General features: G+C 60.6%; 19 protein-coding genes, 4 tRNA genes and 1 pseudogene. 9 read left to right on the forward strand and 15 right to left on the reverse strand.

What is annotated here, in order from left to right:
* The first annotated feature begins 48 nt into the window (after positions 1 to 48).
* Entirely contained in the window at positions 49 to 1179 is a 1131-nt protein-coding gene (locus tag PSH87_RS17255; RefSeq protein ID WP_305430393.1) for a carbon-nitrogen hydrolase family protein, read from the forward strand.
* Complete coding sequence (locus PSH87_RS17260) at positions 1176 to 2210, forward strand: AraC family transcriptional regulator (protein ID WP_305430394.1); 1035 nt, start codon at positions 1176 to 1178, stop codon at positions 2208 to 2210. Before PSH87_RS17255 ends, PSH87_RS17260 begins: the two co-directional genes overlap by 4 nt.
* A gap of 413 nt (positions 2211 to 2623) precedes the next feature.
* On the opposite strand, the gene PSH87_RS17265 is transcribed toward PSH87_RS17260, so the two are convergent.
* On the reverse strand, positions 2624 to 3391 hold the full coding sequence (locus tag PSH87_RS17265) for a DUF2242 domain-containing protein (RefSeq protein WP_017736921.1): 768 nt from the start codon (positions 3389 to 3391) through the stop codon (positions 2624 to 2626).
* An 89-nt stretch (positions 3392 to 3480) separates the two neighbouring features.
* Positions 3481 to 4380, reverse strand: a complete 900-nt coding sequence (locus PSH87_RS17270) for a LysR family transcriptional regulator (protein ID WP_017736922.1) — start codon at positions 4378 to 4380, stop codon at positions 3481 to 3483.
* Positions 4381 to 4495: 115 nt separating this feature from the next.
* Between PSH87_RS17270 and PSH87_RS17275 the strand changes: the two genes are divergently transcribed.
* On the forward strand, positions 4496 to 5653 hold the full coding sequence (locus PSH87_RS17275) for an MFS transporter (protein ID WP_305430395.1): 1158 nt from the start codon (positions 4496 to 4498) through the stop codon (positions 5651 to 5653).
* A 48-nt stretch (positions 5654 to 5701) separates the two neighbouring features.
* On the opposite strand, the gene PSH87_RS17280 is transcribed toward PSH87_RS17275, so the two are convergent.
* From PSH87_RS17280 to PSH87_RS17325, 10 genes are all read right to left on the reverse strand, one after another.
* Positions 5702 to 7576, reverse strand: coding sequence for a SurA N-terminal domain-containing protein (locus PSH87_RS17280; RefSeq protein WP_305430396.1), 1875 nt, complete (start codon positions 7574 to 7576; stop codon positions 5702 to 5704).
* 230 nt (positions 7577 to 7806) lie between these two features.
* Entirely contained in the window at positions 7807 to 8079 is a 273-nt protein-coding gene (locus PSH87_RS17285; protein WP_003174819.1) for an HU family DNA-binding protein, read from the reverse strand.
* Between the two features lie 150 nt (positions 8080 to 8229).
* On the reverse strand, positions 8230 to 10626 hold the full coding sequence (lon, locus tag PSH87_RS17290; protein ID WP_017736925.1) for an endopeptidase La: 2397 nt from the start codon (positions 10624 to 10626) through the stop codon (positions 8230 to 8232).
* A gap of 176 nt (positions 10627 to 10802) precedes the next feature.
* Positions 10803 to 12086 carry an ATP-dependent Clp protease ATP-binding subunit ClpX gene (clpX, locus tag PSH87_RS17295; RefSeq protein WP_017136464.1) on the reverse strand — a complete coding sequence of 428 codons (1284 nt, stop codon included), beginning with the start codon at positions 12084 to 12086 and terminating at the stop codon, positions 10803 to 10805.
* 112 nt (positions 12087 to 12198) lie between these two features.
* A complete protein-coding gene (clpP, locus tag PSH87_RS17300) occupies positions 12199 to 12834 on the reverse strand; it encodes an ATP-dependent Clp endopeptidase proteolytic subunit ClpP (protein WP_017736926.1) in 636 nt (211 codons plus the stop codon).
* Between the two features lie 91 nt (positions 12835 to 12925).
* Positions 12926 to 14236 carry a trigger factor gene (gene tig, locus PSH87_RS17305; protein ID WP_257782771.1) on the reverse strand — a complete coding sequence of 437 codons (1311 nt, stop codon included), beginning with the start codon at positions 14234 to 14236 and terminating at the stop codon, positions 12926 to 12928.
* 400 nt (positions 14237 to 14636) lie between these two features.
* Positions 14637 to 14712: transfer RNA gene (locus PSH87_RS17310), tRNA-His, on the reverse strand.
* 79 nt (positions 14713 to 14791) lie between these two features.
* Positions 14792 to 14876 (reverse strand) — tRNA-Leu (locus tag PSH87_RS17315).
* Between the two features lie 57 nt (positions 14877 to 14933).
* Positions 14934 to 15009, reverse strand: a tRNA-His gene (locus PSH87_RS17320).
* A 32-nt stretch (positions 15010 to 15041) separates the two neighbouring features.
* Positions 15042 to 15118 (reverse strand) — tRNA-Arg (locus tag PSH87_RS17325).
* Between the two features lie 279 nt (positions 15119 to 15397).
* On the opposite strand from PSH87_RS17325, the gene folD reads away from it, so the two are divergent.
* Positions 15398 to 16252, forward strand: coding sequence for a bifunctional methylenetetrahydrofolate dehydrogenase/methenyltetrahydrofolate cyclohydrolase FolD (gene folD / locus PSH87_RS17330; RefSeq protein WP_017736928.1), 855 nt, complete (start codon positions 15398 to 15400; stop codon positions 16250 to 16252).
* An 82-nt stretch (positions 16253 to 16334) separates the two neighbouring features.
* On the opposite strand, the gene PSH87_RS17335 is transcribed toward folD, so the two are convergent.
* Positions 16335 to 17030: an alpha/beta hydrolase gene (locus PSH87_RS17335; RefSeq protein WP_305430397.1), complete on the reverse strand. Its 696-nt coding sequence runs from the start codon at positions 17028 to 17030 to the stop codon at positions 16335 to 16337.
* Between the two features lie 319 nt (positions 17031 to 17349).
* Here PSH87_RS17335 and pbpG point away from each other — a divergent pair, with 319 nt between their 5' ends.
* Entirely contained in the window at positions 17350 to 18273 is a 924-nt protein-coding gene (gene pbpG / locus PSH87_RS17340) for a D-alanyl-D-alanine endopeptidase (protein WP_017736930.1), read from the forward strand.
* Positions 18274 to 18359: 86 nt separating this feature from the next.
* Here the strand turns inward: pbpG and PSH87_RS17345 are convergent, their stop codons facing one another.
* The gene (locus PSH87_RS17345) at positions 18360 to 19022 is read right to left on the reverse strand and encodes a peptidase C39 family protein (RefSeq protein ID WP_305430399.1); all 663 of its coding nucleotides are present in this window, start codon (positions 19020 to 19022) and stop codon (positions 18360 to 18362) included.
* Positions 19023 to 19232: 210 nt separating this feature from the next.
* Between PSH87_RS17345 and PSH87_RS17350 the strand changes: the two genes are divergently transcribed.
* Positions 19233 to 19388: a hypothetical protein gene (locus tag PSH87_RS17350; protein ID WP_305430401.1), complete on the forward strand. Its 156-nt coding sequence runs from the start codon at positions 19233 to 19235 to the stop codon at positions 19386 to 19388.
* On the opposite strand, the gene PSH87_RS17355 is transcribed toward PSH87_RS17350, so the two are convergent.
* Positions 19385 to 19795 (reverse strand): hypothetical protein, encoded by a 411-nt coding sequence (locus tag PSH87_RS17355; RefSeq protein WP_017736933.1) that lies wholly within the window; start codon positions 19793 to 19795, stop codon positions 19385 to 19387. The genes PSH87_RS17350 and PSH87_RS17355 overlap by 4 nt on opposite strands.
* 197 nt (positions 19796 to 19992) lie before the next feature.
* Between PSH87_RS17355 and PSH87_RS17360 the strand changes: the two genes are divergently transcribed.
* The 3 genes and pseudogenes from PSH87_RS17360 to PSH87_RS17370 all read left to right on the forward strand — a co-directional run bounded on the left by PSH87_RS17360 (position 19993) and on the right by PSH87_RS17370 (position 25774).
* The gene (locus tag PSH87_RS17360) at positions 19993 to 23214 is read left to right on the forward strand and encodes an efflux RND transporter permease subunit (protein WP_305430402.1); all 3222 of its coding nucleotides are present in this window, start codon (positions 19993 to 19995) and stop codon (positions 23212 to 23214) included.
* Positions 23204 to 24373: an efflux RND transporter periplasmic adaptor subunit gene (locus PSH87_RS17365; protein WP_305430403.1), complete on the forward strand. Its 1170-nt coding sequence runs from the start codon at positions 23204 to 23206 to the stop codon at positions 24371 to 24373. Before PSH87_RS17360 ends, PSH87_RS17365 begins: the two co-directional genes overlap by 11 nt.
* Positions 24357 to 25774 (forward strand): annotated as a pseudogene (locus PSH87_RS17370) (efflux transporter outer membrane subunit). The gene PSH87_RS17365 and the pseudogene PSH87_RS17370 overlap by 17 nt, the downstream one beginning before the upstream one ends.
* Positions 25775 to 25840: the final 66 nt, after the last annotated feature.

The raw sequence follows: 25840 nt of genomic DNA on the forward strand, positions 1-25840 counted from the left end.
CCTAACCTAGTCGGCGAACCCTGCACACGGTCTGTTGTCTGTTGCCCCATGCGTAAACTTCTAGCGTTCACCGTCACCCTGGCCCTGGTTGCCGCCGTCGCCGCGTATCTGGTCTGGACCCAGGAGCGCCCCGTGGCGCATTACCTGTCGGACCTGCGCATCACTTTGGCCGTCAACGAAGGCGAGCCTGCCGAGCGTGGCAACTTGCTGGGCATCCAGCCGGAGCTGTTCCCCGCCGACTATCAAAGCCTGGAACGCCTGCACCTGAAACTCGCGGCGTACCTGCAAAACGCCCGGGAACAGGGGCTTATCAACCAGAAAACCATCGTCGTGCTGCCGGAACATATCGGCACCTGGCTGATGCTCACCGGCGAAAAAAACGAGGTGTACCAGGCCCTGCACGCCAAGGACGCGATGAACTGGCTGTCGGTCAGCAACCCGTTGCTGTTTGCCCGTGCGTGGCTCAGCGCGACCGGCGACAACCGCACCGACGACGCGTACCTGCGTATGAAAGCCACCGGCATGGCGCGTGACTATCAGCTGCTGTTCGGCGGCCTGGCCAAGGAATTCGGGGTGACCCTGGTGGCCGGTTCCATCGCCCTGCCCAACCCCAGCGTCAGCCAGGGGCAATTGCAGGTCGGCCATGGCGCGCTGTACAACGCCAGCCTGGTGTTCAACGCCGAGGGTTTACCGGTGGGCCAGCCGCAGCGCCAGCTCTACCCGATCTACGATGAGCGCGGCTTTATCACGCCCGGCGATGAGAACGTCGTCAGCGTGGTCGACACTCCGGCCGGTCGCCTTGGCGTGCTGGTGGGCAGTGACAGCTGGTATCCCGACAACTACCGCAAGCTCAACGAGCAAGGCGCGCAACTGATCGCCGTGCCGGCCTTTGTGCTCGGTCGCGATACCTGGGACCGGCCGTGGCGCGGCTTCAAAAGCGTGTCCACGCCGCCAGAGATCAGCCTCAAGCCCGAAGAGCTCAGTGAAGGCGAGGCCTGGCGCCGCCTCACGCTGATTAGCCAGCAGCCCATCAGCCAGGCCACCGCCGGCATGAGCGTATTCCTGCGCGGCCAGTTCTGGGACCTGGGCACCGCCGGCCACAGTTTTCTCAGCAACAACGGGCAGATCAGCGCCGACGGTGAAGCCCGTGGCGCACGTATGTTGAATATCTGGTTGTGAAGCCGGTACGCCTGGGGGATCTGTCGGTGGGCTTTGTGCACACCTTGGCGGATGCCATTCAGAGCCACGGCATCGACCCACAACCGCTGTTGCTGCAATACGGCCTGGACCCGGCGCGCCTCGCCGAAGCCGGTGCGCGCTTATCCATCCCGCGTTATATGCGCCTGGGCCACGCCGCCATCCAACTCACCGGTGAGCCGGGCCTGGGCTTGCGCATGGGCCAGCTGAGCCGCTTGAGCCAGGCCGGGCTCGCCGGGGTCACCGCCGCCCAGGCGCCCAACGTACGGGAAGCCGCACGCACGCTGACGCGCTTCGAAGCGCTGTACGGCTCCAACTATCGAGGGCAGTCGAGTTTTCATGAGGATGCCGAGGGCGCCTGGCTGCGGTTCTATTCCATCAGCCCCTACAACGCCTACAACCGCTTTGTGGTGGACTCGATCATCGCCGGCTGGCTGCACCAATTGTCAGGCCTGGCCCAGCAGCCCGTGCAGGCGCAACGTATCGAAATCGAGTTTGCCGCGCCGGACTACGCCGACGCGTACCGCGTACTGGGCGAGGGTCCGATCCAGTTTGGCGCCGAATCCAACCAGCTGCGTCTGAACCAACAGACCCTGGCCCTGCGCAATCCACAGCATTGCCCCAGCACCTGGCACTTGTTGTTGCAACTGTGTGAACGGGAATTGGAGCAGTTGACCCGCACCCGCAGCCTGCGCGAGCGCATTACCCGGTTGCTCGGGCCGATGCTCAATGGCGGCCGGGAACCCGACCTGGAAGAAGTGGCGGCACGCTTGAAGCTGCCGACCTGGACGCTGCGCCGCAAACTGGCCGAAGAAGGCACTCAGTTCCGCGCGATTCTCAACGACACCCGTCGCGACCTGGCCATGACCTACATTCGCGACACGGAGTTGGCGTTCGGCGAAATCGCCTACTTGCTCGGTTTTGCCTCGGCCCAGGCGTTTCAACGGGCGTTCAGGCGGTGGAACAACCAGACCCCAGGGGAATTTCGCCGCAGTCAGCGGCATTCCGCCTGAAGTCGGGGTTACAGCTCGGTTGCATCATCTGCGGGTTCAAGCGGGTCCAACTCGATCGCGCTGAACTCAAGCAGTTCTTCCTGGTAGTCGTCCATGGTGGGCTCCTTGTTTAATTAAAAGCGGTTGCAGGTAAATGACCTGCATCACCAGCCTAAAGTGCCGTTGTGACGAAAAAAAGTCGGCGTCATGACGTTCCTGCACTTGAGGATTAAACGTAGCAGCAGAGTGCGGATTTAGCACAGGGGATTTTTGGCGAGGGCATGCACTGAGACATGGCGAAACATGTGGGAGCTGGCTTGCCTGCGATGGCGGTGTGTCAGCCAAGGAGCTACAAGCTGATACACCGCCATCGCAGGCAAGCCAGCTCCCACATTTGACTGTGTTCACAAGTCAGGATGTGGGAGCAGTTCTGGTTACTGCGCGGGAGTAGGCAGTGGCGGAATCGCTTCGGTCGGCGCCGGCAGGTCCGGGTTGCTTGTGGCCGGAGCAGGTGCAGGTTCTGCCTGAGGTGCAATCGGCGCGGCTTCAGCCGGTGGGGCCACCGGTTCTGCAGCAGCGGGCGCCTCGACCTTCTCGGCAACCGGCGCAGCCTTCGGCTCGGGCACACCCAAATCAGCTTTCGGCTGCTCGGGAATATGCTCGGCCTTCTTCACTTCTTGCGGCAGGAACACGTCCACCAGCGCAAAGTAACGCTCGTAGAACTTCGGCGCCGAGACGGTTTCGCTGGCGACTTTCACCATCGAATCATCGGTAGAACCAATCGGCATCGACACCGAACCCAGCACGCCCACCCCCAGGCTTGCCGAGTTGTTGACCTTCTTCAGGGCGTAGCGGTCCTGCAGGGCGTTGGCAAACATCGTCGAGTGGTTGGTGCCCTTGCCATCATCGGCACACACCACGTTGAAGCTGATCTGCAGATGGCTCTCGCCGGTCTGCTGGAAACTCTTGTTACCGACTACCAGCTTCGGATCGCTGCTGGTAATGATGTAGCCCTGACTCAGCAATGCACGGCGCGCGGCTTCGCATGCGGCCACATCCGTCACTGGGTAATCACGGGAAAACGTACCGGAGTCGTCGAAATTCTCATGTTCATAAATAGCGGTCTTGGGTGACGAGCAGCCCGCGGCGCCCGCCAGCACCAGCGCCAGGCCAAGGCTGCGCAAGTGAAATGATGTCAACATTGAAAATCCTGAGAGAAACGGTCCGGGCGGTATTGTGCAACAGAACGAGGCCTTGGCGCGCGCATTCCTGTCGGTAAAACGTCACAGGCCTACACGCCGGGGCCTGCAGGAAAAAGCCCTGCACACATATGATCAATAAACACGCGCAATTTGGCTGAGGCATGGCGACTGGAGGGCCACAGCATCCAGAAACTGCCACGGTGTTCCAGGCAGTCGTCCAGCACCCGTTGCAAGCGCCCCTCCCCCACGGCCTGGTTGACCATGTAATCCGGCAGGCAGGCGATGCCCAAGCCTTCGAGCACCACGTGGTTGAGGGACTCGATGGTGGTGCTGACCAAGGGTGTGCGCAAGGTGGGTTCTGTCTCGCCGGGTGCGAGGCGCAGCGGCCAGGCCTCCAGCTTGCCGGTGGCGCAGAATTTGTGCCGCAGGCAGGCGTGGCCACTCAAGTCCTGGGGCCGTTGCGGGGTGCCATGTTGCTGGAAATACCCCGGCGTGCCGACCAGCACCAACTGGTAATGCCCCAGATGTCGCGCCATCAAGCGCGAATCTTCCGGCTTGCCGGTGCGAATCACCGCGTCGAAACCTTCCTCGATCACGTCCACCATGCGGTCGGAAAAATCCACGTCCAACTCGATCTCCGGGTAGGCACGCATAAAGTCGCTGAGCACCGGCATCAACAGGCCGCGCACTTGCGGCACGCTGATGCGCAGTTTGCCCCGAGGCGTTGCGCTGGCCTCGGTGAGTTCGCGCTCGGCGGCCTCGACTTCGGCCAGGATGCGCCGCGAGCGCTCGAGGAACAGCGCGCCCTCGGCGGTCAAGGTGATGCTGCGCGTGCTGCGGTGGAACAGGCGCACGCCGAGACGTTCTTCCATGCGGGCAATGCTTTTGCCTACCGCCGAGGAAGAAATGCCCAGCACGCGCCCCGCAGCGGTAAAGCTGCGAGCCTCCGCCACCTGCACGAAGACCGAAAGACTGCCCAGACTGTCCATGATGCTCCCTTCATTACGGACGCCGCTGTCCGATAAGTTCGGAACCTTAGCCTGTTTTTCCGCCGCCCACAGCCCCCTACTCTGGTTCCTTGGCCTTTTTCAGGGATACAGCGTCATGACAGCACTTACCGAATCCGCAACGACAACCCAGGGCGATACGCTACCGCTGGGTGGTTTATTGGCACTGGCGTTCGCCGGGTTTATCACCATCCTTACCGAAGCCATGCCCGCCGGGCTTTTGCCACAAATGGGCGAGGGCCTGGGGGTGTCACATGCCCTCGTCGGCCAATTGGTCACGCTTTACGCCCTGGGCTCGCTGCTCGCTGCCATCCCGCTGACGTTGTGGACCCGTGGCTGGCGCCGGCGCCCGTTACTGCTGGTGGCCATCGGCGGCTTTGCCTTGGTCAACAGCGTCACTGCGTTCTCCAGCCATTACGGGCTGACCCTGGTGGCGCGCTTCTTCGCCGGAGTCTTTGCCGGCCTGCTCTGGGCGCTGCTGGCGGGTTATGCGAGCCGGATGGTCGCGCCACACCTGCAAGGCCGCGCAATTGCCGTGGCGATGCTGGGGGCGCCGCTGGCGTTGTCCCTCGGCGTCCCGGCAGGCACCTTGCTCGGGACCGTCGTAGGCTGGCGCCTGAGCTTTGCGATCATGACCGGGCTGACGCTGGGACTGCTGATATGGGCGCGCTGGCAATTGCCGGATTTTGCCGGGCAAGCCGCAGGCAAGCGCCTCGGGCTGCGTCAGGTATTGACCTTGCCCGGGATTCGTCCGGTGCTGTGGGTGACGTTTACCTACGTGCTGGCCCACAACATTCTCTACACCTACATCGCTCCACTGTTGGTTCCCGCCGGACTTGCGGGGGAGATTGACCGCGTGCTGCTGGTCTTTGGTCTCGCCGCGCTGTTGAGCATCTGGCTGACGGGCGTGTTGATCGATCGCTGGTTGCACAAGCTGGTGCTGATCAGTTGCGTGCTGTTTGGGTTGATCGCCCTGGCGTTGGCGTTCTGGCTCACTTCGCCGAGCGTGATCTACCTCGCCGTGGCCTTGTGGGGCCTGGCCTTCGGTGGCCTGCCGGCCCTGTTGCAAACGGCCCTGGCCAAGGCGGCTGGCGACTCGGCGGATGCCGCGCAGTCGATGCTGGTCACCGTGTGGAACCTGGGCATCGCAGGCGGTGGGTTAGTCGGTGGCGTGCTGCTGCAGGGCTGGGGGGTGATGGCATTTCCGTGGACAGTAGTGGCGTTGATGGTCCTGGCCCTTGTTAAACGCCCATAAAAAAGCCCCCGGTCTTTTCAGGCCGAGGGCTTTTTGTTCAAGCTGGCATCAGAACTTCTTGATGTCAGCCTGGCTTTCCAACTGCTTGCGGTACGCAGCAAAGTCTTGCTGACCAACACGGGAAGCGAGGAAGCGGCGGATTTGCGCCTTTTCTTCGTCCGTCGGGGCAGCGGCTTCGTTGACGCCGTTCAAGCGCACGATCACCAGGCTACCGTCAGCCAGGGTCACGGTGGTGAAGGTCGGCTTGTCCTTGGCCGCAGGCTTGGGCATGCGGAACAGGGCTTGCAGCACGGCAGGGTCGATCGCTTCCTGATTGCGGCTGGCCGCTTCAGTGACTTTCCACGCCTGGCCATCGACCGGTTGGTTCAATGGCGTCTTGCCGTCACGCAGGCTGGCGATCAACTCGTCAGCGTGGGCCTTGGCTGCTGCGCTTGCACGTTCCTTGCTCATCTGTGCACGAATCGCTGCTGCTACGCTTTCCAACGGCAGTTGCGTTGGCTTCAGATGCTCTTTGGCACGCAGGACGATGATGGTTTCCGGGTCCAGTTCGATGGCGGTGCTGTTGGCACCCTCATCCAACACTTCCGGGCTGAACGCGGCGGTGAGCACGGCACGGTTGGCCGCAACACCTTCGCCACCTTCGCGGCCAAATGGCGCGGAGGTGTGCACGGTCAGTTTCAGGTCGGATGCCGGCTGAGCCAGGTCGGAGGCCTCGAATGCCGCATCTTCCAATTGCTTGGTCGCTTCGACAAAGCGCTGCTCAACCTGTTGAGTCTTGAGCTCGCGGGTCAGCTTGTCTTTCAGGCTGGCAAACGATGGCACTTGAGGTGCTTCAACGCCCAACAGCTTGATCAAGTGCCAACCGAAGGACGAGCGAACCGGGGCCGAAACCTGGTCCTGCTTCAACGCATACAGGGCGGTTTCGAAGTCCGGGTCGTAGACGCCAGGGCCGGCAAAGCCGAGGTCGCCGCCATTGTTGGCAGAACCTGGATCCTGGGAGAACTCCTTGGCCAGGGCTTCGAACTTCTCACCCTTGGCCAGGCGCGCCTGGATCTCTTCGATCTTGGCCTTGGCTTGCGCCTCGGTCACCTTGTCGTTGACTTCAATCAGGATGTGCGCGGCACGACGCTGTTCAGCGAGGTTGGCGGTTTCTTTCTGATAGGCAGCCTGCAGCTCTTCGTCCTTGACGGTGACCTGGTCGAAGAAGGACGACTTCTTCAATTCCAGGTAGTCGATGACCACCTGGTCCGGGGTCATGAACTCTTTGGCGTGCTGGTCATAGTAAGCCTTGACCTCGTCGTCGGTGAGCTTCACCGCAGCCGGGTTGGCCTTGATATTGACGGTGGCGAAATCGCGGGTCTGTTTTTCCAGACGGGCGAATGCCAGCACTTCGGCATCCGTGACAAAACCGCTGCCAGCGATACCAGCGCGCACCTGGCCGATGAGCATTTCCTGAGTCAGCATCTGACGGAATTGCATACGGCTGTAGCCCAGCTGACGGATCACCTGATCAAAGCGCTCAGGACTGAACTTGCCGTCCACCTGGAACTCAGGCGTCAGCAGGATCGTCTGGTCCAATGCCGCTTCGGAGAAGCCGAACTTGGAATCCGCAGCGCCTTGCAGCAACAGCTTACGATCGATCAAACCCTTGAGGGCCGCTTCGCGCAGCAGTTTTTCGTCCAGCAGCGAAGCATCGAAATCCTTGCCCAGCTGTTGCATCAGCTGACGGCGTTGCATATCGACGGCCTGGCTCAATTCGGTTTGAGTAATCTCTTCACCGTTGACCTTGGCCACGTCCTGCTTGTTGTTACCGGAAGCCTGGAAAATGGCTTCGATACCGGTGAACGCCATCAACGCGACGATGATCCCGATAATGGTCTTGGCAATCCAGCCTTGTGAATTGTCCCTGATATTTTGCAGCATGCGTCCCCCAGAAACGGTTGAACTTCAAAAATTGGCAACCGTGGAGCGTGGGTAGAGTACGGATATAAGAAAGGCGCATCCAAGGATGCGCCTTCTCGCAACTGGCGGAGCGGACGGGGGCTTTCTTTCTCCCCCCGGCTTGGCGACCCGATGGATACGTGGGTCTGCTGCCGCTCCGCTGCCAGGTCGAACCTGCGTTCGACCCGGGTAGGTAAAGGCTGGATCGAAGCTTAGTTAACAGCTTCTTTCAGGGCCTTACCGGCTTTGAAACCTGGTTTCTTGGCAGCAGCGATTTGCAGTGCTTTGCCAGTCTGTGGGTTACGGCCAGTGCGAGCTGGGCGGTCAGTCACAGAGAAAGTACCGAAGCCTACCAGTACTACGGAGTCGCCGGCCTTCAGAGCGCCAGTGACGGATTCGATTACTGCATCCAGCGCACGGCCAGCAGCAGCTTTCGGGATATCAGCGGATGCAGCGATAGCATCAATCAGTTCCGACTTGTTCACTCTAAGTCCCCTTATATATCTATTGAGTATGATTCTAAGTTTTTTGGTGAAAGCAAAAACCAGTGCTGAATGGCCTACAGACACTTATAAGAGCCGCTTTATAACAAGGGCTCTAAAAAGCTGTCAAGGAAGCCCCCAGGCTTATTCGCATTAATGCGTGCTAATTCTTTCCTTGGAATCAGACTCGCGTTTTTCGTCCTTTGCGACTATCTCGGGAGCCACATCCGGCAAGGGCTCCGGCGCGTATTGCAGCGCAATTTGCAGGACCTCGTCAATCCATTTAACCGGTTTAATCTGCAGATCCTGCTTGATGTTGTCAGGAATTTCCTTCAAGTCGCGAACATTCTCTTCAGGAATGATCACGGTCTTGATACCGCCACGGTGAGCCGCGAGCAATTTCTCTTTCAGGCCACCGATCGCCAATACCTGGCCGCGCAGGGTAATTTCGCCGGTCATGGCGACATCCGCACGCACAGGAATACCCGTCAATGCCGACACCAGGGCCGTGCACATGCCTACACCGGCGCTAGGGCCATCCTTCGGGGTCGCCCCTTCCGGCATGTGGATGTGGGTGTCGTGCTTCTCGTGGAAGTCCAGGGGAATCCCCAGGCTCTTGGCGCGGCTGCGCACCACGGTCTGCGCGGCGGTGATGGATTCGACCATCACATCACCCAACGAACCGGTCTTGATCAATTGGCCCTTGCCCGGGATCACCGCGGCCTCGATGGTCAGCAACTCGCCGCCCACCTGGGTCCACGCCAGGCCAGTGACCTGACCGACTTGATCCTGCTGCTCGGCCAGGCCGTAGCTGAATTTGCGCACGCCGAGGAAGTGCTCCAGGGAGTCGGCCGTGACCTTCACCGAGAAGCGTTTTTCCAGCGCATGTTCCTTGACCGCCTTGCGGCAGATCTTCGCGATCTGGCGCTCCAGGCCACGCACACCGGCTTCGCGGGTGTAGTAGCGGACGATGTCGCGGATCGTGCCGACTTCAAATTCGATCTCGCCCTTCTTCAGGCCATTGGCCGAAATCTGCTTGGGCGCGAGGTACTTGACGGCGATGTTGATCTTCTCGTCTTCGGTGTAACCCGGCAGGCGAATCACTTCCATCCGGTCCAGCAAGGCTGGTGGGATGTTCATGGAGTTGGAGGTGCACAGGAACATTACGTCGGACAGGTCGTAGTCGACTTCCAGGTAATGGTCGTTGAAATTGTGGTTCTGCTCGGGGTCGAGCACTTCCAGCAAGGCCGACGCCGGGTCGCCACGCATGTCGCTGCCCATTTTGTCGATTTCATCGAGCAGGAACAGCGGGTTGCGCACACCCACCTTTGTCATCTTTTGAATCAATCTTCCTGGCATCGAACCGATGTAAGTACGGCGATGGCCACGTATTTCCGCTTCATCACGCACGCCGCCGAGGGCCATGCGCACGAATTTGCGGTTGGTCGCGTTGGCGATGGACTCGGCCAGGGAGGTTTTACCCACACCCGGCGGACCGACCAGGCACAACACCGGACCACGAATCTTCTTCACGCGCTTTTGCACGGCGAGGTATTCGAGGATGCGTTCTTTGACTTCTTCGAGGCCATAGTGGTCGGCGTCGAGAATATCTTCGGCACGGGCCAGGTCCAGGCGCACTTTGGTCTGCGCCTTCCACGGCACTTGCACCAGCCAGTCGATGTAGGAGCGCACCACGGTGGCTTCAGCCGACATCGGCGACATCTGCTTGAGCTTGTTCAGCTCGGCAGTGGCTTTGGTCAGGGCGTCCTTGGGCAGGCCTGCGGCGTCGATGCGCTTTTTCAGCTCTTCGATTTCGTTGTGGCCGTCCTCGCTGTCGCCGAGTTCTTTCTGAATGGCCTTCATCTGCTCATTCAGGTAGTACTCGCGCTGGCTGCGCTCCATTTGCTTCTTCACACGACCACGGATGCGCTTTTCAACCTGCAGCAGGTCGATTTCGGCATCCAGCAGCGCCAACACGTGTTCAACACGGGTGGACAGGTCGATGATTTCGAGAATGTCCTGCTTCTGCTCGATTTTCAACGCCATGTGCGCGGCCATGGTATCGACCAGGCGACTTGGCTCATCAATGCTGTTGAGGGAGGACAGGACTTCAGCCGGGACTTTCTTGCCCAACTGCACATACTGCTCGAACTGCGAGAGCAGGCTGCGTACAAAGACTTCGGACTCGCGCTCTGGGGCTTCGACTTCCTCGATCAGCGCCACTTCCGCACGCAGGTGACCGTCCACCTCCATGAAGCGCTCGACCGCGCCGCGCTGCTCGCCTTCCACCAGCACCTTGACGGTGCCATCAGGCAGCTTGAGCAATTGCAGGACAGTGGCAATGGTGCCGACACGATACAGGGCGTCTTCGCCTGGATCATCATCAGCAGGATTCTTCTGGGCCAACAGCAGGATCTGCTTGTCGCCCGTCATCGCTGCCTCAAGGGCTTCGATAGACTTCTCGCGCCCCACGAACAGCGGGATAACCATGTGCGGATAGACGACGACATCACGCAACGGCAGGAGAGGCAATTCAATGGTGGTCTTCATGATTTCGCCTCTATGACAGATGAAAAATAAGCTTGAAGCCAAGATGGGGGCTGCTTGCGAAAAAAACAAGCTCAATGCCAGCAGTTAAACGCAGGAAAAATCCCACTGCTAAAACTCACCCAAAAAAACAAAGGGGCCCCTAGAGGCCCCTTGTTTGCAAAGCAACTGCCAAACGCTTACGCGTCGGGCGCAGCCTTGGCAGCCGGCTCACTGTTTTCGTAGATATACAGTGGCTTGGACTTGCCTTCTATGACGCTTTCGTCGATCACCACTTTACTCACCTCGGACTGCGAGGGGATTTCGTACATGGTGTCGAGCAATACGCCTTCGAGGATCGAACGCAGGCCACGTGCACCGGTCTTGCGCTCCAGTGCCCGCTTGGCCACCGATTTGAGCGCGTCGGTACGGAACTCGAGGTCCACGCCTTCCATTTCGAACAGCTTCGCGTATTGCTTGGTCAGGGCGTTCTTCGGCTCGGTGAGGATCTGAATCAGAGCAGCCTCATCCAGCTCGTCCAACGTCGCCAGGACCGGCAGACGGCCAACGAATTCCGGGATCAGACCGAACTTGACCAGATCGTCAGGCTCGACTTCACGCAGGGACTCGCCCACCTTCTTGCCTTCTTCCTTGCTGCGTACTTCCGCGCCGAAACCAATGCCGCCACGGGTAGAACGCTGCTGGATAACCTTTTCGAGACCGGAGAACGCGCCACCACAGATAAACAGGATGTTACGCGTATCGACCTGCAGGAATTCCTGCTGCGGGTGCTTGCGGCCGCCTTGTGGCGGTACGGAAGCGACCGTGCCTTCGATCAGTTTCAACAGGGCTTGCTGCACGCCTTCACCGGAAACGTCCCGGGTGATCGACGGGTTGTCGGACTTGCGCGAGATCTTGTCGATTTCGTCGATGTAGACAATACCCATCTGGGCCTTCTCTACGTCGTAGTCACACTTCTGCAGCAGTTTCTGAATGATGTTCTCGACGTCTTCACCCACGTAGCCAGCCTCGGTGAGGGTGGTGGCGTCGGCGATGGTGAACGGAACGTTCAGCAGGCGAGCGAGGGTTTCTGCAAGCAGGGTTTTACCCGAGCCTGTAGGACCGATCAGCAAGATGTTGCTCTTGCCGAGTTCAACTTCGTCGCCTTTCTTGTCACGCTGGTTCAAGCGCTTGTAGTGGTTGTACACCGCTACGGCCAGAACCTTCTTTGCACGCTCTTGACCAATCACATACTGATCAAGGATGCCGCTGATTTCTTTAGGCGAAGGCAATTTATGCGCACTGCTCTCGGCCTGGGCTTCCTGCACCTCCTCGCGGATGATGTCATTGCACAGGTCGACGCACTCGTCGCAGATAAACACCGAGGGGCCGGCAATCAACTTGCGCACTTCATGCTGGCTTTTGCCGCAGAAGGAGCAATAGAGCAGCTTGCCGTTGTCCTCGCCGTTGCGGGTGTCAGTCATTCGTTCGATCCAAATCCGATAGGCTTGCAACACAAGATGAAGGCTTATGCGGGCTTTTTCAAGCCCGCAAGTGGTCGGACATGCCGACCAGCCCTATTTTGAGCGGCTTATATTAAGCGGGGCGCTTGTCGATCACAGCGTCGATCAACCCGTAATCACGTGCGGCTTCGGCGCTCATGAAGTTGTCACGGTTGGTGTCGCGCTCGATTTCTTCCAAGGTGCGACCGCTGTGCTTGGCCATCAGCGTGTTGAGACGCTCACGAATAAAGAGGATTTCCTTGGCGTGAATCTCGATGTCCGATGCCTGGCCCTGGAAACCGCCCAGTGGCTGGTGAATCATCACACGCGAGTTAGGCAGGCAGAAACGCTTGCCCTCGGCACCTGCGGTCAGCAGGAATGCGCCCATGCTGCAGGCCTGGCCGATACAGGTGGTCGACACGTTGGGCTTGATGAACTGCATGGTGTCGTAGATCGACATGCCCGCCGTTACCGAACCGCCTGGAGAGTTGATGTAGAGATGGATGTCCTTGTCCGGGTTTTCCGCTTCAAGGAACAGCAGTTGCGCACAGATCAGGTTGGCCATGTAGTCCTCTACAGGGCCGACCAGGAAAATCACTCGCTCCTTGAGAAGACGCGAGTAGATGTCATAGGCGCGCTCGCCACGAGCAGACTGCTCGACAACCATCGGGACCAGGCCGCCAGCGGCCTGGATATCAGAGTTCTGCTGAATATAGGAATTACGGAACATGCTCTGCAGTTACTCCCAAATAGTCATGTCTTGAAAACGCATAAGCCAGCGCGAGGCTGGCTTATGGTTGTATTTCCAACGAGTTGGACAATCAGTCGGCTTGTGCTGCTTCCGCCGGTTTGACTGCTTCTTCGTAAGAGACCGCTTTATCGGTCACCTTAGCCTTCTGCAGAACAGTATCCACAACTTGTTCTTCCAGCACAACCGAACGTACTTCGTTCAGCTGCTGGTCGTTCTTGTAGTACCAAGCCACGACCTGCTCAGGCTCCTGGTAGGCCGAAGCCATTTCCTGGATCATTTCGCGAACGCGGTCTTCGTCAGGCTTGAGGTCGAACTGCTCAACCACTTTGGCCACGACCAGACCCAGTACAACGCGGCGCTTGGCTTGTTCTTCGAACAGCTCGGCCGGCAGTTGGTCAGGCTTGATGTTGCCACCGAACTGCTGAACCGCTTGCACGCGCAGGCGATCCACTTCGTTGGACAGCAAGGCCTTAGGCACTTCGATCGGGTTGGCAGCCAGCAGGCCGTCCATTACCTGGTTCTTCACCTTGGATTTGATCGCCTGGCGCAGCTCGCGCTCCATGTTCTTGCGAACTTCGGTGCGGAAACCTTCCAGGGTCGCTTCCTTGATACCGAATTGAGCGAAGAACTCTTCGTTCAGCTCTGGCAGCTTAGGCTCGGAAACGCTGTTGACAGTCACGGTGAACTCGGCGGCTTTGCCAGCCAGGTCCAGGTTCTGGTAGTCAGCAGGGAAAGTCAGGTTCAGAACGCGCTCTTCGCCGGCTTTGGCGCCAACCAGGCCGTCTTCGAAGCCAGGGATCATGCGGTTGGAACCCAGCACCAGCTGAGTACCCTTGGCGGAGCCGCCAGCGAATACTTCGCCGTCAACCTTGCCTACGAAATCGATGTTCAGTTGGTCTTCGTTCTGAGCGGCGCGATCGGTCACTTCAAAACGGGTGTTCTGCTTGCGCAGGATTTCCAGCATGTTGTCCAGGTCGGCATCCGCCACGTCAGCGCTCAGGCGCTCTACGGCGATACCTTCGAAACCGGCAACTTCGAACTCTGGGAACACTTCGAATACGGCAACGTATTCCAGGTCTTTGCCAGCTTCCAGGGACTTTGGCTCGATGGAAGGCGAGCCAGCTGGCTTCAGGTTCTGCGCTTCTACGGCTTCGTAGAAGGAAGCCTGGATCACGTCACCCACAGCGTCCTGGCGCGCATCGGCACCAAAACGACGCTTGATTTCGCTCATCGGCACTTTGCCTGGACGGAAACCAGCGATCTTGGCCTTCTGGGCAGTCTGCTGCAGACGCTTGTTGACCGCAGTCTCAACACGCTCTGCCGGCACGGAAATGCTCAGGCGGCGCTCGATAGCAGTAGTATTTTCAACAGAAACTTGCATGGATATTCCTCGTTGCACAGACGTTAGCCGGCCATTTCCGACCCCAATCAAGGGCATGCATTCTAGAGGGTCAAACTCAAGAAGTCACCCCGCTGGAAATATGCCCGAAAACAGCCGGCAATTTATCGGTACGAAGGCACGGATGCACCTCGCCCCGCTGACAAATACATCCCATCACGCCAGGGCTCTGCGCCGCCCCTTCTATATATAGAAGAGATCGTCATTCATCGCCCTGACGGCCCACCCCGCAAGGAGGGCTGGCAGGCAGCGCAGCATCATCGAGACACATAAATACGATGAAGCGCCCTAGCCTTGCGACCCAGAACCTGCAGCCGCCGAAAATCTGCACCGCTAAAACCAAAAAAGGCGCCAGACTGTTAAATCTGGCGCCTTTCGAATATGGGGTGGACGAAGGGGATCGAACCCTCGACAACGGGAGTCACAATCCCGTGCTCTACCAACTGAGCTACGCCCACCATATTGCATTAACAAAGAACTCAAACATCTTCTTTGTTGAACCTCACCTCACCTTGCGGCAGGGCGACGCCTTGAAATTGGTGCGGATGAAGAGACTCGAACTCTTACGCCTCGCGGCGCTGGAACCTAAATCCAGTGTGTCTACCAATTCCACCACATCCGCGCTTGAAGCTCTTAAAGCAAAGGCGCCAGACGTTTAATCTGGCGCCTTTTCAGAATATGGGGTGGACGAAGGGGATCGAACCCTCGACAACGGGAGTCACAATCCCGTGCTCTACCAACTGAGCTACGCCCACCATCTAACGCTACTTGTGCCAAAGCTGCCTAATGGCGCACCCGGCAGGACTCGAACCTGCGACCATCCGCTTAGAAGGCGGATGCTCTATCCAGCTGAGCTACGGGCGCCTTATTAATCTGTACTCTTGGAGGATTACAAACTAAGTGCTTCCAGCCTTGCAGAACAACACTCTATTCTGCTCGACCTTCTTAACCAGTGCTAGGCTGTGCCCGACAAGTGCGACGAATAGTATAGACGCCTCGGAAAGCCGTCAAATCTTTTTTGAAAAAAATTCATTTTATTTAAGGGGTTAGGGCAATTTGCAGACCAAGCGCCTTTGCCCTCACGCCGTGGCATGCGAGAATGCGCGCACATTTCTTCCCCCTCTCGATGGTTAATCACGCGTAATGACTGCACAACTTATCGACGGCAAATCAATCGCCGCCAGCCTGCGCCAGCAGATCGCCAAACGAGTCACCGAGCGTAGCCAGCAAGGCCTGCGCACGCCTGGCCTCGCGGTGATCCTGGTCGGCAGCGATCCTGCCTCTCAGGTTTATGTCTCGCACAAGCGTAAAGACTGTGAAGAGGTCGGCTTTATCTCCAAGGCCTACGACTTGCCTTCCGACACCACCCAACAGGCCCTGACCGACCTGATCGACAGCCTGAACGACGATCCGGCCATCGACGGCATCCTGTTGCAATTGCCGCTGCCCGAGCACCTCGATGCCTCCAAGTTGCTGGAGCGTATCCGCCCGGACAAGGACGTTGACGGCTTCCACCCTTATAACGTCGGCCGCCTCGCACAGCGCATCCCACTGCTGCGCCCCTGCACGCCTAAAGGCATCATGACCTTGCTGGAAAGCACCGGCGTCGATCTGTACGGCCTTGACGCCGTGGTGGTCGGCGCGTCCAACATTGTCGGGCGCCCGATGGCCATGGAGCTGCTGCTGGCCGGCTGCACCGTCACCGTCACCCACCGTTTTACCAAAGACCTCGCCGGCCACGTCGGCCGCGCCGACCTGGTAGTGGTTGCCGCCGGCAAGCCGGGCCTGGTGAAAGGTGAGTGGATCAAGGAAGGCGCCATCGTCATCGACGTCGGCATCAACCGCCAGGAAGACGGCAAGCTGGTCGGCGACGTGGTGTACGAAACCGCCCTGCCCCGTGCCGGCTGGATCACACCAGTACCAGGTGGCGTAGGCCCGATGACCCGCGCCTGCCTGCTGGAAAACACGCTGTACGCGGCAGAAACGCTGCACGACTGACAACCCGCAGCCATGAAAAAGCCCTGCATTCACGCAGGGCTTTTTTATGGCCGGCAGAAAACCCGCCACGACACCCCCAAGATCAGGCGTTCGAAGCAGCGACCGCAGCCTCATCAATAAACGCGGCCACCTCGGCGGGCTTGGTTGCCAGCGAAGCATGGCTGGTCGCCAAGGTGATCGTGCCCCGGGAATTGAGCCTTGCCGCCATCAACCGCTGGTTTTCAGGATGAATCATCCGGTCGTCGCTGGACACTTGATACCAGGACGGTTTCTTCTTCCAGGCAGGCGCCGTGACCGTATCGCCAAACGTGCTGGCAAGCGGTGCCTTTTGCGTCACCGCCATCACCAACGCCTCGTCGGCAGACAGGTCCTGGCAGAAGCTCTCATGGTATTTGCCCTGCTTTACCCACAGATACCCGTCACTGTCGGGTTCAAGGTTCGCTACCGCCTGGGGCGGGTTGCGCTGGGTGATCTCGCCCGGGCTCTCCCCGGCATCCGGGGCGAAGGCCGCTATGTAGACCAGGCCGATGACATTGGGTTGGTCGCCCGCTTCAGTAATGACCGCGCCACCATACGAATGACCCACCAGCAGTACAGGCCCTTTTTCCTGGGCAATCATTTTGCGCGTACGTTCAGCATCGTCGGCCAGTGAGGTCAGCGGCATCTCGACCGCACGCATGGCGTAACCCTTGCGATTCAACTCGACAATCACTTTGCCCCAGTGCGCCGCACCACCCCAAAACCCGTGAACAAGCAAAATCGTCGGTTTATTACTCATTGCTGGAACTCCGCGGTCAGTGAAGAGGGTCCGCAGAGTGAAACCGTGCCCAACCATGACTTCAGGCACCCGACTGCAGATGTGTTCTGGTGTGTTCATTAAAGCTCAAACAGGTGCGATTGCATGTGTCGAGAACCGCCAACCTGACTGCACATTCCCAGTCGGTACAAAATCGCTACAAACCCTACCAATCATCGGCTTAGGCCCTTTATTTAAAGGCTCTCTATCACTTTCTGATCCATACTCATAAAATGTAACGGCATTTGTCAAAAAACCCGTTTACCAACGGTATTTCCTTACTTTTAGCGAGTTCATCCGCGTGAAAATTCGTCTCTCTATCGCCAGCCTATTTTTTGCACTTACAGGCACCTTCGCCCACGCCGCCGAAACCACTCAGGCCCCGCGTGACACGTCCAAACTGCAAATTGCCTCCGGCAGCGCCATGCTGGTGGACTTGCAGACCAACAAGGTCATCTACTCCAGCAACCCCGACGTGGTAGTACCCATCGCTTCGGTGAGCAAACTGATGACCGGTTTGATCGTGCTCGAAGCCAAGCAGAACATGGACGAGTACATCGACATCAACATCAAGGACACGCCGGAAATGAAAGGCGTGTTCTCCCGCGTGAAGATCGGCAGCGAAATGCCGCGTAAAGAAATGCTGCTGATCGCCCTGATGTCCTCGGAAAACCGCGCCGCCGCCAGCCTGGCCCACCACTACCCGGGCGGCTACCCGGCGTTTATCGCGGCGATGAACGCCAAGGCCAAGGCGCTGGGCATGACCAGCACCCACTATGTAGAGCCCACCGGCCTGTCGATCCACAACGTGTCCACCGCCCGTGACCTCAGCAAGCTGCTGGCCGCCGCGCGTCATTACCCGTTGCTGAGCCAACTGAGCACCACCAAGGAAAAGACGGTTTCGTTCCGCAAACCCAACTACACCCTGGGTTTCTCCAACACTGATCACCTGATCAACCGCGCCAACTGGGATATCAAGCTGACCAAGACCGGCTTCACCAACCAGGCCGGCCACTGCCTGGTGCTGGTGACCAGCATGGGCAATCGTCCGGTGTCGCTGGTGATCCTCGATGCCTTCGGCAAATTCACCCACTTCGCCGATGCCGGGCGGATTCGCAATTGGGTCGAGACCGGCAAGAGCGGTTCGGTGCCGGATGTGGCGTTGCGCTACAAGGCTGACAAGAACCTGAAGAATCGGCCGAACGCGGCAGAAGTGCGCCGCTAAAAGAAAGTGGGAGCTGCTTTGTGTGGGAGCGGGCTTGCCCGCTCCCACACAAGCCCACTCCCCAATGAGATCTCAGTTGTTGCCTCTTACTTGGTTTCCGCCAACACCTTGAGCGCCTGCGCCGCCGCCCGCTCCTGCCCGGCCTGGGCCGTAGCATTCGCCGCCTCACGCCAGCGCTGCGCATCGACCTTCGCCGGTAACTGGCTTGGCCGCTGGGTGAGGATCGCCCAACTCCCGGCGCTCTTCCACTTCGACTCAAACTCGCTGAAGCTCATCAACAGGCGCCGGTCCATCCCGGAACGCAGCAGCACCGTGCTTTTCTGCTGATTGAAGCCCACCACGACCACATACCGTGCGTCCGACCACAGGCTCCCGCCAATCCGCGCCATCACCGGGTAACCGGCTGCAACCTGGGCCAGCACCGCCGTCAGTTGGCTATCCAGCGGATACACCATCAGCCCGTACTCACGCGCCAGCACCTGCATGTTGCGCTCAAGGTCCGCCTCGCCGCCGGGCAAGCGCAGTGGCTTATCCAGCAAGCCCGGTGTCATGACAATGCCTTGTTGCGACAGCATGCTGGCCAATGCCGCAGGGCCGCTTTGATAGGCCTCGCTGCGAAAGGTCGGCACGCCATTGAGTTCGACCCGCTCCGGCAGGCCCGGCAGTTTCGACGGGCTGCCGGAACAGGCCGCAAGCCCGAGGGCGCAGGCCAGCAACAAAGATGTTTTCACGTTCGACCGTAACCGCAATTTTCTACTCTCTTGATCAACTGCCGGTAAGGGTCCTGATCATAGGACGCTGCGCCACGCGGGTATAGCCTCAAGCGTCAGTAAAGCGCCCGGAATAGAGCAAAGAAGTTGGACAGACTCGACCATTGGTCAATAGCAGGCAACCGTCAGGTAGCTAGACTGTCCATTGAAAAGACTGTGTATGCCCCATCGGGGCGAAAGGAGGCCCGTATGAGCCTTGCAACAACGATTTTCCTGTTGGTCTGCGGTTGGCTGGCGGTAGCCGGCGCCATGTTTTGGGGGGTGTTGCGCATCACGCGCCGCCACCATCACCCCCACGTCGTCAAACCTGCCAAGCCCCTCAAGGCCGCCGTGCATCACGCCTAGCCAGGCATGCAATTGAAGTCCTGGGTCGCCGCGACTTCCTTGCCGTGCGCATCCATCAGGGATGCGCGCACGGTGGTGCCCAGGCTCGACTCCACCAGGGTGTAGTGCTCACCCGCCTTGAAATCCTGGTACTCGACCCGCCCCTGGCAGTCCTGCTGGTTGTCGTCGCCTGGCTCTTCCTCGAACAATGTCACGTCCAATCGATGGGCACCCGGCGGCACTTCAAAAAAGCGTCCGTCATCCACGCGCTTGCCATCCAGGCGCTCGGCCATCAGGTCATTCGGCGCCTCTTCCTGCAAACCAATCCACGCCTCGCTCGGGTCCGCCTTGGGAATCGGGCCGGCGCACGCCGACAACAACAGCACGGCGCCGAGGGCGGGAATCAACAACAAGGGTTTCAGTGACATGGCAGGGCTCCAAAAAAAGGACGATGCGTCCGATGGGGCACAAGCTTGGAGAGCGACCCTTTGTAGAACAAATGAATACAGATGAAACGATCTTCAGGCCCTCCCTAAATGTTCCTTCACCTGGCTGAAAGGTGCGTGTTAGGTGGGTCGGGCAAGACTGCCGGGGTTTGCAATCCTGCTCCAATGGAGGTTCACGCATGCTCGGGCTGGTAAAGACCGCACTGCACAAGCCGTACACGTTTATCGTGTTGGCCATATTCATCTGCATCATCGGGCCGATGGCGGCCCTGCGAACCCCCACGGATGTGTTCCCCGATATCGGCATCCCCGTAGTCGCCGTGGTCTGGCAGTACAACGGCTTGTCGCCGGATGCCATGGCCGGTCGGGTGATCTACACCTACGAACGCTCCCTGAGCACCACCGTCAACGACATCGAACATATCGAATCGCAATCGCTGCCTGGCATGGGCATCGTCAAGATCTTCTTCCAGCCCGGCGTCGACATCCGCACCGCCAACGCCCAAGTGACGGCCGTGTCACAAACCGTGCTCAAGCAAATGCCGCCGGGCATCACGCCGCCGCTGATCCTCAACTACAGCGCCTCCACGGTGCCGATCCTGCAACTGGCGTTCTCCAGCCCGAGCCTGTCGGAAGCGAAGATCCGCGACCTGGTGCAGAACAATATCCGCCTGCCGTTAAGCGCCCTGCCCGGCCTCGCCATGCCCACGCCCATGGGCGGCAAGCAACGCCAGATCACCCTCGACCTCGACCCACAGGCGCTCGCCGCCAAAGGCTTGTCGGCCCAGGACGTGGGCAACGCCCTGGCCCTGCAAAACCAGATCATCCCGGTGGGCACCGCCAAACTCGGCCCCAACGAATACACGATCCTGCTCAACAACAGCCCCAAGGCGATCGACGAGCTCAACGACCTGCCGATCAAGACCGTGGATGGCGCGCTGATCACCATCGGCCAAGTGGCCCACGTGCGTGACGGCTCGCCGCCGCAAACCAACATCGTGCGCGTCGACGGCCACCGCGCCGTGCTGATGCCGGCGCTGAAAAACGGCAGCATCTCCACCCTGTCGATCATCGACGGCATCCGCCAGATGCTGCCGCGCATCGACGAAACCCTGCCGCCATCCTTGAAGACCTCGTTGCTGGGCGACGCCTCGGTGTTCGTCAAGCAATCGGTGGGCAGCGTGGCCCAGGAAGGCATCATCGCCGCCCTGCTGACCAGCGCGATGATCCTGCTGTTTCTTGGCAGCTGGCGTTCGACGCTGATTATCGCCGCGTCGATTCCCCTGGCCGTGTTGTCGGCCATCGCGCTGCTCGCCGTCAGCGGGCAGACCCTCAACGTCATGACCCTCGGCGGCCTGGCGTTGGCGGTGGGGATTCTGGTGGACGACGCCACCGTGACCATCGAAAACATCAACTGGCACCTGGAGCAAGGCAAGTCGGTCAAGACCGCCATTCTCGACGGCGCCGCGCAAATTGTCGGCCCCGCGTTCGTCTCGCTGCTGTGCATCTGCATCGTGTTCGTGCCGATGTTCATGCTGCAAGGCATCGCCGGCTACCTGTTCCGCCCGATGGCGCTGGCGGTGATCTTTGCCATGGCCAGTTCGTTCATCCTCTCGCGCACCCTGGTGCCGACACTGGCGATGTTCCTGCTCAAACCACACACGCCGGAACAAGGCGCGGGGCATCACCCGGAAGATGAATTCATCAACCACCACGAGGGTGAGCAACACGCCAAACCACGGCATGCCGCGCTGCAAGCGGTGCTCAACTTCCAGCAGGGTTTCGAGCGCCACTTCTCGACTATCCGCGACACCTACCACGGTCTGCTGCTGTTGGCGCTGGGCAACCGCCAGCGCTTTATCGTCGGTTTCCTCGCCTGCGTGCTCGCATCATTCCTGCTGCTGCCAAGCCTGGGCCAGGACTTCTTCCCCGCCACCGACGCCGGCGCCCTGGCCCTTCACGTGCGCTTGCCATTGGGCACGCGGATCGAAGAAAGCGCCGCCGCCTTCGACCGCATCGAAGCGCGGATTCGTGAAGTGATCCCCAGCGCTGAACTGGACACCATCGTCGATAACATTGGCATCCCCCTCAGCGGCATCGACATGGCCTACAGCAGCAGCGGCACCATCGGCCCGCAGGATGGCGACATCCAGGTCACCCTGAAACAGGACCATGCGCCCACCGCCGACTACGTGAAACAACTGCGTGAAGCGCTGCCGCAAAGCTTCCCCGGCAGCCACTTCGCGTTCCTGCCCGCCGACATCAGCAGCCAGATCCTCAACTTCGGCGCCCCGGCTCCGCTGGACGTGAAAATCTCCGGGCGCAACGATGCCGAAAACCGCGCCTATGCCGTGGAACTGGAACGCCGCCTGCAACACGTCCCCGGTATCGCCGACCTGCGTATCCAGCAGTCCACCGGCTACCCGTCGCTGCAAGTCAATGTCGACCGCCTGCGCGCCAACAGCCTGGGCATCACCGAACGCGACGTGACCAACAGCATGGTCGCGTCCCTGGCCGGCAGCTCGCAGACGGCGCCGACCTTCTGGCTCAACCCGGCCAACGGCGTGTCGTACTCCATCGTCGCGGCGACGCCGCAATACCGCCTCGACAGCCTGCCGTCGCTGGAAGCCCTACCCGTGACCGGCGCCGACGGCCAGTCGCAGATCCTCGGCGGCGTGGCGAGTATTGCCCGCGTGCAAAGCCCAGCGGTGGTGACCCACTACAACATCGAGCCAACCCTGGACCTGTACGCCAACGTGCAAGGGCGCGACCTCGGCGGCGTGGCCCGCGACGTGCAAAAAGTGCTGGATGACACTGCCGCCATGCGCCCCAAAGGCGCGACCATCAGCCTGCATGGGCAGATCGATGCGCTGCACGAAGCCTTCAGTGGTTTGAGCCTGGGCCTGCTCGGCGCCGTGGTACTGATCTACCTGCTGATCGTGGTCAACTTCCAGTCGTGGGCCGACCCGTTCGTGATCATCACCGCCCTGCCGGCCGCGCTCGCGGGCATCGTGTGGATGCTGTTCCTCAGCGGCACCTCGCTGTCGGTGCCGGCCCTCACCGGCGCCATCCTCTGCATGGGCGTGGCCACCGCCAACTCGATCCTGGTGGTGAGCTTCTGCCGTGAACGCCTGGCCGAACATGGCGATGCGCTCAAGGCGGCGATGGAGGCCGGCTACACGCGCTTCCGCCCAGTGTGCATGACCGCCCTGGCGATGATCATCGGCATGTTGCCGCTGGCCCTGTCCGAGGAGCAAAACGCCCCCCTCGGCCGGGCGGTGATCGGTGGCCTGATCTTCGCCACCATCGCCACCCTGTTGTTTGTCCCCGTGGTCTTCAGCCTGGTCCACGGCCGTCACCCTACTCGCGCAGTTGCCGGAGAACCCCCCCATGTCGTCTGATCACAACCCCTCGCGCAAGCGTCTGATGCTCCTGGGTGTCGGCGGCCTGACCCTGGCCGCCCTGCTGGTCGCCAACGGCCTGCATGCCCGCACCTTGCATGAACAATCCGTCACTGCCTGGACGGAGACCGCCGCCATCCCCCAGGTGCTGGTGTTCCAGCCGCAACAGAACGCCGCCGGCGATACCCTGCGCTTGCCCGCGCACCTGGAAGCCTGGAGCAAGGCGCCGATCCATGCACGGGTCAGTGGCTACCTGAAGGACTGGAAAGCCGACATCGGCACCCAGGTCAAGGCCGGGCAAATCCTCGCCGACATCGACAGCCCGGACCTCGACCAGCAACTGGCGCAAACCCACGCCCGGCTGATCCAGGAACAGGCCAAAGCCCGCCTGGCCGCGACCACCGCAACGCGCTGGCAAAACCTGTTGGCCAGCCACTCGGTGTCACGCCAGGAGGCCGATGAAAAAACTTCCAACGCCGCCGCCGCGAAGGCCAACGCCGAAGCCGCCGCTGCCGACTATGCGCGGTTGTCGGCGCTGGCCGGCTACAAGACCATCCGCGCGCCGTTCGCCGGCACCATCACCGCACGCAACACCGATATCGGCCAGCTGATCAAGGCCGACACCGACAGCGACCCGGAGCTGTTCAACCTCGCCGACACCCACCAGTTGCGCCTGTACGTGCCGGTGCCGCAAAACTACGCGGCGGTCATCCACCCCGGCCTGGAAGCCGAACTGACCGTGCCCGAGCATCCCGGTGAACACTTCAAGGCCCGCCTGATCGGCGACTCCACCGCCATCGACCGACGCTCCGGCACGCTGCTCGCGCAGTTCGTCGCCGACAACCCCAACGGCGCATTGCTGCCCGGTGACTACGCCGAAGCGACCCTGCCGATTCCAGCCGACACCCATGGCGTGAGCATTCCCGCCAGCGCGTTGATCTTCCGCGCGCAAGGCACGCAAGTCGCCGTACTCGACGGGCACAACCACGTGCACCTGCAAACCATCCATATCGGCCTCGACCTCGGCGAACGCCTGGTGATCGACCAGGGCCTCAAGGCCGCCGACCGTGTGATCGACAACCCGCCCGACGCCCTGCGCGAAGGCGATCCGGTGCAAGTGGCCGACGCCTCGGGAGGTGCCCATGCGCCCAAGGTTTAAACCCCTCGCGGCCCTGATGTTGCTGGCGTTGCAAGGGTGCTCCATGGCGCCCACCTACCAGGTACCCACCGTTGACTTGCCCGCCGGCTATCGCGAACAGACCAGCGACGGCCCGTGGCACAGCGCGCAACCGTCCGATCAACTGGCGCCCGAATGGTGGACGCTCTACCACGACCCGCGCCTGAGTGAACTGCAACAGCAACTGCTCAAGGCCAACCCGGATCTGGCCGCAGCCCTGGCGCACTTCGATGCCTCCCCAGGCGTACGCCAGCCAACTGCATGCCGGCTTGTTCCCGCAAATCAACGCCAGTGCGCAGCCGCTGCGCCAGCGCCAATCGGACTCGCGCCCCCTGCGCGGCACCACGCAGCCGTCGGTCTATAACAGCAACACCGCAGGGTTTTCCCTGAGCTACGACCTGGACCTGTGGGGCAAGATCCGCAACCAGGTCGCAGCCGGTGATGCCCAGGCGCAAGCGGCCGGCGACGACTTGGCGGTGGCGCGCCTGAGCTTGCAACAGCAATTGGCGAGCTTGTATGTGCAGCTCAACGGCCTGGATGCACAGGCGCAGATTCTCGATCGTTCACTTGAGGATTTCGCTCAGGCACTGCAACTCACACGCAGCCCGGTATGAAGGGCAGATCGCTTCGGAACTGGACCTGACCCGCGCGCAAAACCAACTGGCCGAAGCCAAGGCGCAGCGGGATGAAGTGCAGGGCCAGCGCAACCTGACCGAGCACGCGATCGGCGAACTGGTGGGTGAGGCGGCCAGCACCTTCAGCTTGTCACCGAGCCCGCAGTTGATCGCACTCCCGGGCATTCCTGCACAGCTGCCGAGCCACCTGTTGCAACGTCGCCCGGACATTGCGGCGGCGGAGCGGCGCGTGTTTGCGGCCAACGCCAACATCGGCGTCGCCAGGGCGGCGTGGTACCCGGACTTCAGCTTGACCGGGTTGATCGGCGGGCAGACGCAAGGCGTCGGCAACCTGCTGTCGGCGAGCAATCGCTATTGGGCGCTGGGGCCGCTGGTCAACCTGCCGATCTTCGATGGCGGGCGCTTGAGCGCCAATGAACGCCAGGCCAGGGCCGAATTCGAAGAAGCCGCGGCGCAGTACCGCAGCCACGTGTTGAAAGCCCTGCGCGAAGTGGAAGACAACCTTGCCCAACTGCGCGACTTGCAGCAGCAAGCCGAGGATGAACAGGCGGCAGCGGATGCGGCGCAGCACACCCAGGCCTTGGCGATGAACAGCTACCAGGCGGGCGCCGTGAGTTACCTGGATGTGGTGACGGCGCAGACCGCCGCCTTGCAGGCGCAACGGACCTTGCAGGCGGTGCAGACACGGCAGTTGCAGGCGAGTGTCGGCTTAGTGGCAGCGCTGGGAGGTGGCTGGCAACCGGGCTGACGACGCGCCCTCACCGCCGCCGCCCTTGCCACCCACCGGGGCGGTGGAGGACTATGCCACTACGCA

Source organism: Pseudomonas sp. FP453, from assembly GCF_030687495.1.
In the GTDB taxonomy this organism is placed as follows: Bacteria; Pseudomonadota; Gammaproteobacteria; order Pseudomonadales; family Pseudomonadaceae; genus Aquipseudomonas.

Bases quoted from the DNA above. Each gene is read 5' to 3' on its own strand.
- folD (WP_017736928.1), top strand. From the start codon at position 15,398: ATGACTGCACAACTTATCGACGGCAAATCAATCGCCGCCAGCCTGCGC.
- PSH87_RS17270 (WP_017736922.1), bottom strand. From the start codon at position 4,380: ATGGACAGTCTGGGCAGTCTTTCGGTCTTCGTGCAGGTGGCGGAGGCT.
- PSH87_RS17350 (WP_305430401.1), top strand. From the start codon at position 19,233: ATGAGCCTTGCAACAACGATTTTCCTGTTGGTCTGCGGTTGGCTGGCG.
- PSH87_RS17335 (WP_305430397.1), bottom strand. From the start codon at position 17,030: ATGAGTAATAAACCGACGATTTTGCTTGTTCACGGGTTTTGGGGTGGT.
- clpP (WP_017736926.1), bottom strand. From the start codon at position 12,834: ATGTTCCGTAATTCCTATATTCAGCAGAACTCTGATATCCAGGCCGCT.
- lon (WP_017736925.1), bottom strand. From the start codon at position 10,626: ATGAAGACCACCATTGAATTGCCTCTCCTGCCGTTGCGTGATGTCGTC.
- PSH87_RS17365 (WP_305430403.1), top strand. From the start codon at position 23,204: ATGTCGTCTGATCACAACCCCTCGCGCAAGCGTCTGATGCTCCTGGGT.
- PSH87_RS17360 (WP_305430402.1), top strand. From the start codon at position 19,993: ATGCTCGGGCTGGTAAAGACCGCACTGCACAAGCCGTACACGTTTATC.
- PSH87_RS17255 (WP_305430393.1), top strand. From the start codon at position 49: ATGCGTAAACTTCTAGCGTTCACCGTCACCCTGGCCCTGGTTGCCGCC.
- clpX (WP_017136464.1), bottom strand. From the start codon at position 12,086: ATGACTGACACCCGCAACGGCGAGGACAACGGCAAGCTGCTCTATTGC.
- PSH87_RS17355 (WP_017736933.1), bottom strand. From the start codon at position 19,795: ATGTCACTGAAACCCTTGTTGTTGATTCCCGCCCTCGGCGCCGTGCTG.
- tig (WP_257782771.1), bottom strand. From the start codon at position 14,236: ATGCAAGTTTCTGTTGAAAATACTACTGCTATCGAGCGCCGCCTGAGC.
- PSH87_RS17280 (WP_305430396.1), bottom strand. From the start codon at position 7,576: ATGCTGCAAAATATCAGGGACAATTCACAAGGCTGGATTGCCAAGACC.
- PSH87_RS17265 (WP_017736921.1), bottom strand. From the start codon at position 3,391: ATGTTGACATCATTTCACTTGCGCAGCCTTGGCCTGGCGCTGGTGCTG.
- PSH87_RS17275 (WP_305430395.1), top strand. From the start codon at position 4,496: ATGACAGCACTTACCGAATCCGCAACGACAACCCAGGGCGATACGCTA.